This is a genomic window from Mesorhizobium sp. M0633 (assembly GCF_040320645.1).
Taxonomy (GTDB): domain Bacteria; phylum Pseudomonadota; class Alphaproteobacteria; order Rhizobiales; family Rhizobiaceae; genus Mesorhizobium.
The window spans coordinates 91,171-102,853 of sequence record NZ_JAMYQC010000027.1 but is presented as its reverse complement, the minus strand read 5'-3'; the positions used below and the strand labels follow the sequence as shown (position 1 = coordinate 102,853).

At 65.2% G+C, this 11,683-nt stretch carries 15 protein-coding genes and 1 pseudogene; 4 read left to right on the top strand and 12 right to left on the bottom strand.

What is annotated here, in order from left to right; translation table 11 throughout:
• A pseudogene (locus NKI47_RS25100) lies at positions 1-583 on the bottom strand (helix-turn-helix domain-containing protein); the annotation flags it as partial.
• Between the two features lie 180 nt (positions 584-763).
• Here NKI47_RS25100 and NKI47_RS25095 point away from each other — a divergent pair.
• Positions 764-1,564: an SDR family NAD(P)-dependent oxidoreductase gene (locus tag NKI47_RS25095; protein ID WP_352593936.1), complete on the top strand. Its 801-nt coding sequence runs from the start codon at positions 764-766 to the stop codon at positions 1,562-1,564.
• 114 nt (positions 1,565-1,678) lie between these two features.
• Here NKI47_RS25095 and NKI47_RS25090 read toward each other — a convergent pair whose 3' ends face one another.
• From NKI47_RS25090 to NKI47_RS25075, 4 genes are read right to left on the bottom strand one after another with little or no spacing between them, the layout of a single operon-like run.
• Positions 1,679-2,104: a DUF1178 family protein gene (locus tag NKI47_RS25090; protein ID WP_352593935.1), complete on the bottom strand. Its 426-nt coding sequence runs from the start codon at positions 2,102-2,104 to the stop codon at positions 1,679-1,681.
• Positions 2,101-2,967 (bottom strand): carbon-nitrogen hydrolase family protein, encoded by an 867-nt coding sequence (locus NKI47_RS25085; protein ID WP_352593934.1) that lies wholly within the window; start codon positions 2,965-2,967, stop codon positions 2,101-2,103. Before NKI47_RS25085 ends, NKI47_RS25090 begins: the two co-directional genes overlap by 4 nt.
• 10 nt (positions 2,968-2,977) lie before the next feature.
• Entirely contained in the window at positions 2,978-3,247 is a 270-nt protein-coding gene (grxC, locus tag NKI47_RS25080; RefSeq protein ID WP_023677983.1) for a glutaredoxin 3, read from the bottom strand.
• 37 nt (positions 3,248-3,284) lie between these two features.
• Positions 3,285-4,085 (bottom strand): ComF family protein, encoded by an 801-nt coding sequence (locus NKI47_RS25075; protein WP_352593933.1) that lies wholly within the window; start codon positions 4,083-4,085, stop codon positions 3,285-3,287.
• Positions 4,086-4,139: 54 nt separating this feature from the next.
• Between NKI47_RS25075 and NKI47_RS25070 the strand changes: the two genes are divergently transcribed.
• Positions 4,140-5,012, top strand: a complete 873-nt coding sequence (locus NKI47_RS25070) for a methyltransferase domain-containing protein (protein ID WP_352593932.1) — start codon at positions 4,140-4,142, stop codon at positions 5,010-5,012.
• A 50-nt stretch (positions 5,013-5,062) separates the two neighbouring features.
• On the opposite strand, the gene NKI47_RS25065 is transcribed toward NKI47_RS25070, so the two are convergent.
• The 5 genes from NKI47_RS25065 to argJ all read right to left on the bottom strand — a co-directional run bounded on the left by NKI47_RS25065 (position 5,063) and on the right by argJ (position 8,241).
• Positions 5,063-5,242 (bottom strand): Flp family type IVb pilin, encoded by a 180-nt coding sequence (locus tag NKI47_RS25065; protein WP_023677981.1) that lies wholly within the window; start codon positions 5,240-5,242, stop codon positions 5,063-5,065.
• 126 nt (positions 5,243-5,368) lie between these two features.
• On the bottom strand, positions 5,369-5,674 hold the full coding sequence (locus tag NKI47_RS25060) for a hypothetical protein (RefSeq protein WP_023677980.1): 306 nt from the start codon (positions 5,672-5,674) through the stop codon (positions 5,369-5,371).
• A 127-nt stretch (positions 5,675-5,801) separates the two neighbouring features.
• Positions 5,802-6,224: a (deoxy)nucleoside triphosphate pyrophosphohydrolase gene (locus NKI47_RS25055; protein ID WP_023677979.1), complete on the bottom strand. Its 423-nt coding sequence runs from the start codon at positions 6,222-6,224 to the stop codon at positions 5,802-5,804.
• The gene (locus NKI47_RS25050; protein ID WP_352593931.1) at positions 6,221-7,000 is read right to left on the bottom strand and encodes a GNAT family N-acetyltransferase; all 780 of its coding nucleotides are present in this window, start codon (positions 6,998-7,000) and stop codon (positions 6,221-6,223) included. Before NKI47_RS25050 ends, NKI47_RS25055 begins: the two co-directional genes overlap by 4 nt.
• On the bottom strand, positions 7,000-8,241 hold the full coding sequence (argJ, locus tag NKI47_RS25045; protein WP_352593930.1) for a bifunctional glutamate N-acetyltransferase/amino-acid acetyltransferase ArgJ: 1,242 nt from the start codon (positions 8,239-8,241) through the stop codon (positions 7,000-7,002). The genes NKI47_RS25050 and argJ overlap by 1 nt, the downstream gene beginning before the upstream one ends.
• Positions 8,242-8,420: 179 nt before the next feature.
• Between argJ and NKI47_RS25040 the strand changes: the two genes are divergently transcribed.
• Positions 8,421-9,647: a caspase family protein gene (locus NKI47_RS25040; protein ID WP_352593929.1), complete on the top strand. Its 1,227-nt coding sequence runs from the start codon at positions 8,421-8,423 to the stop codon at positions 9,645-9,647.
• A 3-nt stretch (positions 9,648-9,650) separates the two neighbouring features.
• Here NKI47_RS25040 and NKI47_RS25035 read toward each other — a convergent pair whose 3' ends face one another.
• Positions 9,651-9,887 (bottom strand): putative antibiotic biosynthesis monooxygenase, encoded by a 237-nt coding sequence (locus NKI47_RS25035; RefSeq protein WP_352593928.1) that lies wholly within the window; start codon positions 9,885-9,887, stop codon positions 9,651-9,653.
• Positions 9,888-9,997: 110 nt separating this feature from the next.
• Between NKI47_RS25035 and NKI47_RS25030 the strand changes: the two genes are divergently transcribed.
• Positions 9,998-10,654: a TetR/AcrR family transcriptional regulator gene (locus NKI47_RS25030; RefSeq protein WP_352593943.1), complete on the top strand. Its 657-nt coding sequence runs from the start codon at positions 9,998-10,000 to the stop codon at positions 10,652-10,654.
• A gap of 69 nt (positions 10,655-10,723) precedes the next feature.
• On the opposite strand, the gene NKI47_RS25025 is transcribed toward NKI47_RS25030, so the two are convergent.
• Complete coding sequence (locus tag NKI47_RS25025) at positions 10,724-11,641, bottom strand: peptidylprolyl isomerase (RefSeq protein ID WP_352456658.1); 918 nt, start codon at positions 11,639-11,641, stop codon at positions 10,724-10,726.
• Between the last annotated feature and the right edge of the window lie 42 nt (positions 11,642-11,683).

Genomic DNA, 11,683 nt, shown 5'->3' with positions numbered 1-11,683 from the left:
GCACCAGCGATGCGCTCTCCACCTCCGCGATCAGCGCGGGGATGCCGGACGCGCGCGCCGCCCGCGCCGCCAGGCCAAGCGCGGCGCGCGCAGGGCCGGTCCGCAAGCGGCGGATGGCGATGCCGGCGACAGCCAGCTCGTGGGCGGCCCGCGATGCCGGCGGCAGCGGCGAGGGATCGAAGCCGTCCAGCCTGCGCTCGGCTTCGTCGAGATGGCCGATCAGCAGCAGGCGCCGAACGTCGAGGTTGCGCGCATGCGCGGCGTTGACGCGGTCGCCATGCTTTTCAAGCGTCGCCCGTGCGGCGTCGAGTGCCTTGGCCGGCCAGGTAAGGTCGCGCGAGACGAGCGCGATCTCGGCCTCGGCGACGATACACCGCGCGCGGGCCACGGCCTCCCTCGGGCTGAATGCGTGCGCCGCCCTCTTGAGGAGAACCTTCGCCCTATTCAGGTCGCCAAGCTGCGCCATCGCGATACCGCGCAACGCCAGTGCCGGCGCATCGTCGCGCAGCGCAACCCGCTTCAAGGCGCCGAGCGGATCGCCCGCCGCAAGCGCATGCGCCGCCGCCGTGATTAGCGAGTCCATCGGAATCCCGTCACACTTGTCACTCCCATGGCTTCGACATCCGGCGCTAAGTCCATCTCACTAACCAGTCGTATCGACAACGGTGACTGTAGCCAACCTGAGTTGCGGCGCGCCAACCTTGAGTCGCGGCTAGATTGTGCACTGGGCTCGAACACAACGATAAGCACTAGGAGAGACGCAATGAAGATCGAAGGTACAACCATCCTGGTGACTGGAGCCAATCGGGGCATCGGTCGGGCACTGGTCGAGGAAGCCCTGAGCAGAGGCGTAAAGCGCGTCTTCGCCGCAACCCGCCAAGCCATGGCCCACCCGGACCGGCGTGTGACGTCCCTGACCATGGATGTGACCAACGCTGCGCAGATCCGGGAGGCGGTCGAGAAGATCGATACTCTCGATATCCTCATCAACAACGCCGGCGTATCGCCCTTCGATGACCTCAGCGACCGTCGTGTGCTCGAACAACAGCTCGCCGTAAACCTCTTCGGCTCGTATGACGTTACCCAGGCTCTGCTGCCGTTGCTGGCCCGGTCGCGGGGAGCCATCGTCAACATTCTGTCGCTGGCCTCGATTGCCGCCGTGCCGTTCAGTCCGGCTTATTCGATCTCGAAGGCGGCCTCATTCTCGCTGTCGCAGTCGTTGCGCACCCTTTTGGCCGGACGGGGTGTCAGCGTCCACAGGGTCCTTCCCGGCCCGGTGGACACGGACATGACACGGGGCCTGGACATCGCGAAGGCCTCTCCGGAGTCTGTCGCGCGGGCGATCCTGGACGGAGTGGAGAACGGCGAAGAGGAAATCTTCCCCGATCCCATGTCGGAATCCCTGGCGGAAGGCTGGCGCAGCAGTGCAGTCAAGGCGCTTGAACGCCAGTTTGCAGCCTATGCGGAAGCAAGCCCGTCAAGTGAAGCAAGCCCGTCAGGCAGTGGGCATGAAAGAAGCAGCGAAACGATTGCCCGCGAGGCCCATCCTTGCTGCTCGGCCTGAAACTGTAGACGCCTGTGCGGGGGTGGCGGCATCGCCGCCCTTCGGCGCCGCCCCGACCTTCACGGCGCTGCCTGGCGAAGAGATGCCTCGCTATGTACGGAGCAGGTTGACGGATCAGTTGCGGTCGTCGGGGAAACTTGGAATCGGCAAGAACTCGACGCCGTCCTCGGCCAGGCTCTTGGCCTCCTCCAGCGTCGCCTCGCCATAGATGCCGCGCGGATCGCTTTCACCGAAATGGATCTTGCGCGCTTCCTCGGCGAATTTGTCGCCGACATAGTCGGCATTCTCGCGCACCTTGTCGGCCATGGCCTTGAGCTGCGCCAGCGCCTGCTTCTGCGCCTCGCCCATGGCCAGCGCGATGCTTTCGCGCTTGCGCCCGGTGGAGACGGCAGGCGCCATCAGCGCCTTCTCGACCTTGTGCGAGCCGCAGGCCGGGCAATCGACGAAACCGCGCCTCTTCTGTGTGTCGAAATCGTCGTTGCTGCGGAACCAGGCCTCGAATTCGTGCTCGTGTTCGCAGATCAGGGAAAAGCGGATCAAGAGGCGGCACCCCTGAGCGGCATTGCCTCCGCCGAACCGGCGTTTACCGCAAAATCGCGTGCGTTTTTGAGATTCGGTATCTTCTTGCGCGCAGCGACTGACTGCCCCGGGTCGATCTCGGCGACGATCACTGCCGGCTCCTCATGCGCCGCCTCGGCGATAATGCGGCCCCAGGGATCGACGATCAGCGAATGGCCATAGGTTTCGCGGCCGTCCTCGTGCACGCCGCCTTGCGCGGCGGCAACGACATAGGCGCCGTTCTCGATGGCACGCGCCCTGAGCAGCACGTGCCAATGCGCTTCGCCGGTCTGGCGGGTGAAGGCGGCGGGCACCGAAAGCAGATCGGCGCCGGCCAGCGCCTCGGCACGGAACAGCTGCGGAAAGCGCAGATCGTAGCAGACGGCAAAGCCCAGCTTCGCGCCCTCGATTTCGGTGACGACAGCCTCGGTGCCAGGCTCATAGGCGGCGGATTCGCGCCAGCTCTCGCCATTGTCGAGATCGACGTCGAACATGTGGATCTTGTCGTAGGTGGCAATGGTGGCACCGTCCGGCCCGAACAGAAGGGCGCGGTTGGCAAGCTTGCCATCGGCGCGTAGAATGGCGGTCGAGCCGATATGCAGGAAGATGCCGAGCTCGCTGGCCAGCCTCCGCGACGTCGAGACGACGATGTCCTTGTCTTCGGAGGTGAAGGAAGCGGCCCGCGCCTGGCTGTCGCGGATCAGCGCGCCGGTCATTTCCGGGGTCTGGATGTAGGTCGCGCCAAGGCCTGCCGCCTCGCGCACCAGCCGTTCCAGATCGACCGCATTGCGCTCCGGGCTGGTTCCCGAACGCATCTGGATCGCCGCCGCCTTGAAACCACCCATCCTCATGTCCCTATCTGGCCGAGCCGTTGGCGAGCAATCCGTCCAGCCGTCCTTCCGCCTCCAATTCGTGGAGATCGTCGGAGCCGCCGACATGCGTGTCGCCGATGAATATCTGCGGAAAGGTGGAACGGCCGTGAGCGCGGGAGATCATCTCCTGGCGCAGCTCCGGCGAGAAGGAGGCGTCGTGCTCGGTGTAGGTCACACCCTTCCTGTCGAGCAGCCGCTTGGCCGCGGTGCAATAGCCGCACATCATCCGCGTGTAGATCGTCACATCGACCATCGGTCAGCAACCCTGCCTCGTTCCGCTGTCATCTAGGCTATATAGGCGCCGATTCGTCGGCCCGAAAGTCCCCCGGCAGCACACGCGCGAAGGTCAGTACGTCGACCGCGCCGGCACCGCCCTTCGTCAATGCCCTGGCGACCGCGCGGACGGTGGCGCCGGTGGTGTAGACATCGTCGATCAACAGCACCCGGCGGCCGGCGATTTCGATCTCCGCCTCATCAGGCACTTTGAATGCGGCGCGAACATTTTCCTCGCGTTCCCGCCGCTCAAGCCCGACCTGCTGGCGCGTGAGTTTGACGCGCCTGATGGCTGATGGCGCGAAGGGCCGCTCCCCGAGCTGCGCCACCGCCCGCGCCAGTTCCGCCGACTGGTTGAACTGCCGCCTGAAGAAACGCCGCCAGTGCAGCGGCACCGGCACGACCACGTCGGCCTCGGCGATGAGCTCGGCACCGGCGCGAAGCATCCAGCGCGCCATCCACGGCGCCAGATCGGTGCGGTCCTGGTATTTCAGCCCTTGCACCATCTGGCGGGCAACGCCGGAATAGGCGACCGCCGCCCGCGCGCGCTCGAACGGCGGCGGGTCGGCTATCGCCTCCGCCGAAAGGAACCCTTCACCCATATTGTGGGTGAACGGCGTGCCCATCACCGGGCACCATGGCCGTTCCAGCAGCCTGAGTTTCGGCCAGCAGGCGCCGCACAACACGCCGGGCTGCGAGACATGGCGGCGGCAGCCGGCACAGACCGGCGGGAACAAAAGGCGCGCTGGCCAGCCCAATGCCTTGCGGGCAATGCTCTTGATCGCAATACGCTTGATCTCTGGCATGGGATCGGCCACGTGGTTGGTCCTCCGCATCACTATATCAGAGAGCGAAGCACAAGGACCTGCCCATTGCAGCCTGTAATTGACACCTCGCTCTGGCTGGCGCGCAAGCGCCGGGCAATGGCCCATCCCATCGCCGGCGCGGATTTCCTCATGCGGCGGGCGGCCGAGGATCTTGCCGACCGGCTCGGCGCCGTCGAACGCAGGTTCGGCAAGGCGGCCTCATTGTTTTGCCAGACGCCGGCAGCAGCAGAGGTGCTCGCCGAAAGCGGCAAGGTGACGGAAAACGTGCGCGTCGAGGCCGACGCCGCTTTCCTGGGTGGCCAGCCAGGACTGTTGGCACCGTTGGAAACCGTGCCATTCGAGCCGGAAAGCCTCGACCTCGCAGTCTCGCTGCTGTCGCTGCAGGCGATGAACGACATTCCTGGCATGCTGGTGCAGGTCCGCCGGGCGCTAAAGCCGGACGGGCTTTTCCTCGGCGCCTTCGCCGGCACAGGCACGCTCTCCGAACTGCGCGAAAGCCTGCTTGCCGCCGAGACCGAGCTCTATGGCGGCGCCAGCCCGCGTGTGATCCCGTTCACCGACGTCCGCGACGCCGGCGCGCTGCTGCAACGCGCCGGCCTGGCACTGCCGGTTGCCGACGTCGACACGATCACGGTGCGCTACGATTCGCTATTTGGCCTGGTCGCCGACCTGCGCGCCATGGGCGAGACCAGCGCGCTTGTCGACCGCAGCAGGCGGCCGGGCACGCGAGCGCTGTTCGCGCGCGCCGCCGAAATCTATGCGGAGCGGTTTTCGGATTCCGATGGCCGCGTCAGGGCGAGTTTCTCGGTGGTCTGGATGTCAGGCTGGGCGCCCGATGCCTCTCAGCAAAAGCCGCTGAAGCCGGGCTCCGCAAAAATATCGCTGAAGACAATCCTGGAAAACCCCGGCGGCCCCTGAGCGGATCCTTGCGCAAAAGCTAAGCGTATCCCACGCAAAAGCTAAGCGGGTCACTGTGCAAAAGCGTTGGCAAGCTTGCTGCTGTTGTCGCTGAACAACCACTGGATGGCGCCGGCAGCCTGGCCAATACCAGCGACAATGGCAAGCGACAGAACGGCGACGATCAAACCATATTCGATAGCCGTCGCACCCCTCTCGTCTTCTAAAAATCGTTGCAGCAACATTTTCATGGGCGCCTATCCCTCTTGCCCGAACCTAGCGCCGACCCGTTAAGAAAGGTTAATGCGACAGGCTTAACGCGCGGTGAACCAGCTGCATTCTAGGAAACAGCCGAATCCTAGAGATCTGTTGAGGAGTCAGCAGTCGCCGCTGCTTCTGCCATCGGCCCGTATAACGCAGACCGAACTGGGCAGCGGCTGCAGCACGCTCTTGCGTAGCGTATAGCTATCGCGCTGGCCGATCGAGCCGGTGCTCATCGTATCAAGCCCGTCGCGGGCAAACTGCGAGCGGGTCCGGCTGTCGAGGTAGGGCGTCGCGATCAAGGCCAGAGCCACCGCGGCCGAGCCGAACAAGAGGGCGATGCGCAATATTCCCATGCCGGCATTGGCGGCGCCAGGAAGGCGGTCGGGCCAAGGCGAGTCCCAGTCCTTTTCAAGGCTCATGCAAATCGCTCCCCAGCGGTGGAATCGGCGTAACCGCCTAGCGTCAATTTTTCACGGTCAGATAAATCTTTCATTAACGCTGCTGCCAGCGCGTTGCAGCGCTGCCCGATTTACGGCAGGTCGGCCGTTACAGCAGATCGATGAGGAACTGGATCAGCGGGGCATCGGCCGGCGGCATTGGAAAATCGCGCATCTGGCGCGGCCGCACCCATTTCAGCACCTGGCCTTCCTTCGGCTGGGCAATGCCGCGGAATCGACGGCAGACGAACAGCGGCATCAGCAGGTGAAAATCATCGTAGGAATGGCTGGCGAAGGTGAGTGGCGCCAGGCAAGGGATGTCGGTTTCGATGCCGATCTCCTCGTACAATTCGCGGATCAGGCATTGTTCCGGCGTCTCACCGGGCTCGACCTTGCCGCCCGGAAACTCCCACAGGCCGGCGAGTTGCTTGCCTTCGGGCCGCTGCGCCAAAAGCACGCGCCCGTCGGCATCGACCAGCGCGCAGGCCGCGACCAGGAGCAGGCGTTTGCCGATCGTATCCAAGCCGCTCATGCGCCGGGTGGCCGGCGATAGCGATAGCGATAGACTTCGTCGAATCCGAGCGAACGGTAGAGCGCCAGCGCCGGCGCGTTGTCCGCCTCGACCTGCAGCCAGGCTTCCCGCGCCCCGCGCAGCCGCGCCCATTTCAGCGCCGACCGGATGAGATGGCGGCCATGGCCCTGGTTGCGCACCGACCTGTCGGTGGCGATCTCGAACAGGCCGGCAAGGTCGCCGTCATGCACGCAGATCAACGTTGCCAGCGGTTCGCTGCCGGCCTCCAGCGCAAACAGCCCGGCCTCCGGCTGGATGGCGCCGATGATCTCCGACAGGCCCGGCCGCAGCGACACATCCGAGCCGCTCACCTTGAGCGCCGCGCCGATGAAACGGCTGATGTCCTTCAACGGAATCTGGTCCATGGCGTCGTCGAGCATGGCGTCCGCCAGCGGCAGCCGCATGACCAGCGACTCCGCGAATATGCTCCAGCCCTCGCCGTCGAGGTACTTCGAAAGATCCGGCCCCGACAGCGGCGAGATGCGAAAGGTCAGCGGCCTGCCATAGGCGTCGAAGCGGCGGCTGGCGCGGCCGATGCGCTCGGCAATGTGCTGGATGTCGCCCGGATCGAGCGGATTGACCGAGTTCAGCCGCTTGGCCGGGTGGCCGGCCGTCAGCCGAACCACCCAGGTGCCGTCATAATGGACGGCGGCCGCCGGCCAGGCGCGAAAGCCGGCCGCCTCATAGCGGCGCACGATCGCCAACACGCTTGCCGGATGTCTGGAAGCCAACGCCATCAGCTCCGATAATCGCCGTTTATGGCGACATATTCCTTGGTGAGATCGCAGGTCCACACCGTCGCCTTGCCGCGGCCGATGCCGATATCGGCGCGGATGCGGATCTCGTCGCGCTTCATATACGCCGAAGTCGCCTCCTCGGAATAGGCGGCGTCGCGCTCGCCCTGATAGGCCAGGCGGTTGTCGCCGAACCAGATCGACAGAAGGTCGCGGTCGGCCGGTTCGCCGGCCTTGCCGACGGCCATGACGACGCGGCCCCAATTGGCGTCCTCGCCGGCGACTGCCGTCTTGACCAGCGGCGAATTGGCGATCGACAGCGCGATGCGCTTGGCCGAGCGGGCCGATTTGGCTCCGGTGACGGTGACCTCGACCTGCTTGCGGGCGCCCTCGCCGTCGCGCACCACCTGCAGTGCCAGCGATTTCAGCACCTTGCCAAGGGCACGGCGGAAGGCGCCGAGGCGCGCATCCTTGGGGTCGGAAATTGCCGGCGCGCTGCGCCTGGCGGCAGCACCCGTGGCGAACATCAGCAGCGTGTCGCTGGTCGAGGTGTCACTATCGACGGTAACCGCGTTGAAGGTCTTGGCCGTGCCGCGCGACAGGAGGTCCTGTAGCACGGGTGCTGCGATCGGCGCATCGGTGGCGATGAAGGAAAGCATCGTCGCCATGTCGGGCGCGATCATGCCGGCGCCCTTGGCGATACCGTTGATGGTGACGTCGGCATCGCCGAGCTTGACCGTCGCGGTCGCCAGTTTGGGATAGGTGTCGGTGGTCATGATCGCCTTGGCGGCTTCGGTCCACAATTCCGGCTTGCCGTCCTTGACCAGACCGGCCAGCAGATGGCTGAACTTGCCGGCGTCGAGCGGTTCGCCGATCACGCCGGTCGAGGCCAGGAACACCTCGCCCGCTGTGCAGGCGGCCGCCTTCGCCGCCACCTCGCCCGTGAGTGCCGTCGAGGCGCGGCCCTTCTGGCCGGTAAAGGCATTGGCATTGCCGGAATTGACGACCAGCACGCGTGCTTTGCCAGCCACGAGGTTCTGCCGGCAGAAATCAACTGGCGCCGACGGGCATTTCGACCTGGTGAACACGCCGGCGACGGTGGTGCCGGCGTCGAACACCATGGCCAGCAGGTCGGTACGGTTCTTGTATTTTATGCCGGCCTCGGCGGTGGCGATGCGCACACCCTCGATGGCCGGCATCTTGGCATATTTCTTCGGCGCGAGCGGCGAAACCTGTGTGGACATGGAAGACCCCGGGCGGGAAAAATCGCGAAAGGAACGCCGGTTTGCCCGATAGCACGCGCCGGCGCAAGGCGTTTCACAGCCGTTACGGGTGCCGGAAGCCTGACACCTGCCGCGGCCGCAAGCAGGCTGTTGCAAATTTGTTGGCGTCGCTGCGACCGATAGCGCTATGATCATGCCCCATGGGCAGGCTTGTGGTCTTGGCACTGGCGTTTCTGGGCTTTCTGCTGCTGCGCGCCGATGCGCAGACGGCGCGGCGCGTGGCGCTTGTGGTCGGCAACGGCAGCTACGCCGAAGCCGGCACGCTGGCCAATCCCGTCAACGATGCGCTCGACATCGCCGACAAGCTGCGCGCCATCGGTTTCGAGGTGATCGAAGGCAACGATCTCGGCAAGCGCGAGCTCGAACGCAAGATCGGCGAATTCTCCGATGCGCTGCAAGGCGCCGGTGCCGGGCTGTTCTACTATGCCGGCCACGGCCTGCAGGTCGACGGGCGCAACTTCATCGTGCCGGTCGACGCCCGGCTGGATATGCCGGTCAAGCTGCAGCTCGAGGCGGTGCCGATCGACGAGGTTCTCGACATCATGGAGCAGCAGACCAAGGTCAGCCTGGTCTTCCTCGATGCCTGCCGCAACAACCCGTTTGCGCGAAGTCTCAGCCGCAGGGCCACGACGCGCTCGGCGACGGCTCTCGCCGGCCTCGCCCAGTTCGAGTCGACACGCGGCTCGTTCATCGCCTTCTCGACTGCGCCCGGCGCCGTCGCAATGGACGGGACGGGGCGCAACTCGCCCTTTGCGGCGGCTCTTTTGCGGCATATGGCCGAGCCCGGACAAAGCATCAACGACATGATGATCGCAGTGCGCCGCGACGTCGTTTCCGCAACGCGCGAGGCGCAGCGTCCCTGGGAGCAGGGGTCGCTGCTCGAGCGTTTCGAATTCGTTCCGGGCGGAGACACTGCCCAGCAACCGAAACCGGCCGTCAGCCCGGCTCCCGCGTCGCAGGTGGCTGCGCTCGAACGCTCCGTCGGCGACGAGGGTGCCATCGAAAAATTCTTGCGCGAAAACTATCTGGCGCCTGATGCCAGGAGAATGCGCGAAACCGTCAAGCGGCTCTACGGTGCGTCGGCCACCATCTACGGCACGCGCTACGACAGCGAGGCGATCGTCAAGGTCAAGACCGACTGGTTCGCGCAATGGGCATCGTGGTCGTTCGGTCTCGAACCCGGCAGCCTTGAGGTGACGCCGCACGGCCAGGACCGTGCCGACGTGGTTTTCGCCATGCGCTACGACTATGTGCCGAAAGACAAATCGGCGCAGCGCCTGACCGGCAAGGCGCGGGTGACGCTGGAACTCGTGCTGGCCGATGGCGCGTGGCGCGTTGCGTCGGAGACGTCGCAAGCGCAGGAATGAACATCAGCGGACCGCTGGGTTGATGAACCCGCGAAACACCCGCTGCACGCCCGGAATCAGCCCCCAGATCATGATCGAGACCATCAGCGGCGCGATGACCAGCGTGCGCTGCCAGATTTGCCATTCCTGCGTCAGCGGAAAAACCACGTACAGAATGGCAGTGATCAGCGGATACACGCCGAGCAGCACCAGCAGGGCGAAGCGCAGGCGCGAAAAACGCGTGGCGGCGGTCGAAGTCATTGCTGTCCTCCTTATCGTTACGGAACGTTTCGTTACATATAAAACGGATCGTTTCGTTTCGTCAAGAGTTGTATATGATGGCTGCTGAAATCGCGGGTAAGGAAGAAGAGATGGGCGAAATCACCGATCCCGGGCGCAAGTCGGCTGGCGCACGGCGCAGCCCGGAAAGCGCCGATGCCATTCTCGATGCCGCCGAGGCGGTACTGGTCGAAGCCGGCTATTCCGGCTTCTCGATCGAGGCGGTGGCGCGCCGCGCACGCGCCGGAAAACCGACGATCTATCGCTGGTGGCCAAGCAAGGCCGCCTTGCTGCTCGATGTTTACCAGCGGCAAAAGCGCGTCGACAATCCCGATACCGGGAACCTTGCGGAGGATCTCGTCGGCTTCCTGAAGAGCTTGTTCGCGCATTGGCGCGACACATCGTCGGGCAGCGTGTTCAGATCGCTGATTGCCGAGGCGCAGTCGGACGAAAAAGCCGCCGCCGCCCTCGCCGAATACGCAAGAGGGCGTCGTGTCCATACCGGCCAGATGATCGAACGCGCCAAGGCAAGGGGAGAGGTGGCAGCCGACGTCGATGCCACTGTCGTCGCCGACCTGATCGCCTCGTTCGGCTGGACGCATCTTCTGACGAACCGCCTGGACGAGGACGAAGCGACGCTGCGCAGGGCGGTCGGCTATGTCTTGAAAGGCATAGTCGCCGACGATGCCGGCGACGCCACGGCGGTCCGGCGGCGGCGTCGACGCATCATCGCTCGCCCTACCAAATAGAAGCGACAGGGCTGCAGCGCGCCCTGTCGTAGCCCAATCCGGGGGACCGGGTCGGCCCCGCAGGCTGGCCTATTTGGCGCTTTCCAGCGCGTCGACCGTCTTCTTCAGGTTCGCATCGGGGATGTCGACCTTGGCGTTGGCGCGCAGCGACTTGACCAGCGCGAAATACTTGTCGCGGATGACCGCCTGGCGCGCCTGGTCCTTGACCTGGTCGAACGCCGGCGGCTGCTTGGTGCGCTTGTCCTCGACCTTGATGACATGCCAGCCGAACTGTGACTGCACCGGCTGGTCGGTATATTTGCCGACCGCCAGCGCAAACACCGCCTTGTCGAATTCCGGCACCATCTGGCCAGGTCCGAACCAGCCGAGATCGCCGCCGCTGGTCTTGCCGCTCGGATCGCTGGTGTGCTCGTTGGCAAGCTTCTGGAAGTCGGCGCCGCCGTCGAGCTGCTTGATGATGGCGTCTGCCTCTTCCTTCGTCTTCACGAGGATGTGACGGGCGTGCACCTCATTGGTGGGCGGCGTGTTGGCGATTTCCTGGTCGTAGCGGGCGCGGACCTCGGCATCGGTAACCTTGTCGACGACGCCCTTCTCGACCATTTCGCCATGCAGCGCGCGCTGCTGCAGGAAGGCCATGCGGCGCTGGAAGTCGGGATCCTTGTCGAGGCCGGTGGTCACCGCCTGAGCCGCCATCACGCGGATTTCGATCGCCGCCGAAAGCGCCGCGGCGCGGCGCTGCTCGGGCGGAAGCTGCGCGAACTGCTGTGACAGCTCGCCCTCGGCAAGCCCAAGGTCTGCCTCGGTCAGCGTCTGGCCGTTGATGGTGGCGACCACGGCGTTCGGATCGACCGGCTTGGCCGCCGGAGCGGGTGCTGCCGGCTGGGCAGGGGCGGCCTCCTGTGCCATCAGCGGCGACAGCGAGAGGGCCGATAGCCCGAATGCCAGACCAAGGCTGGCGAGCGACGCGCGGCGGAACAATACTGACATTACGATTATCTCCAAAGCGGGGTAGCTAGAGCGGAATGGCTT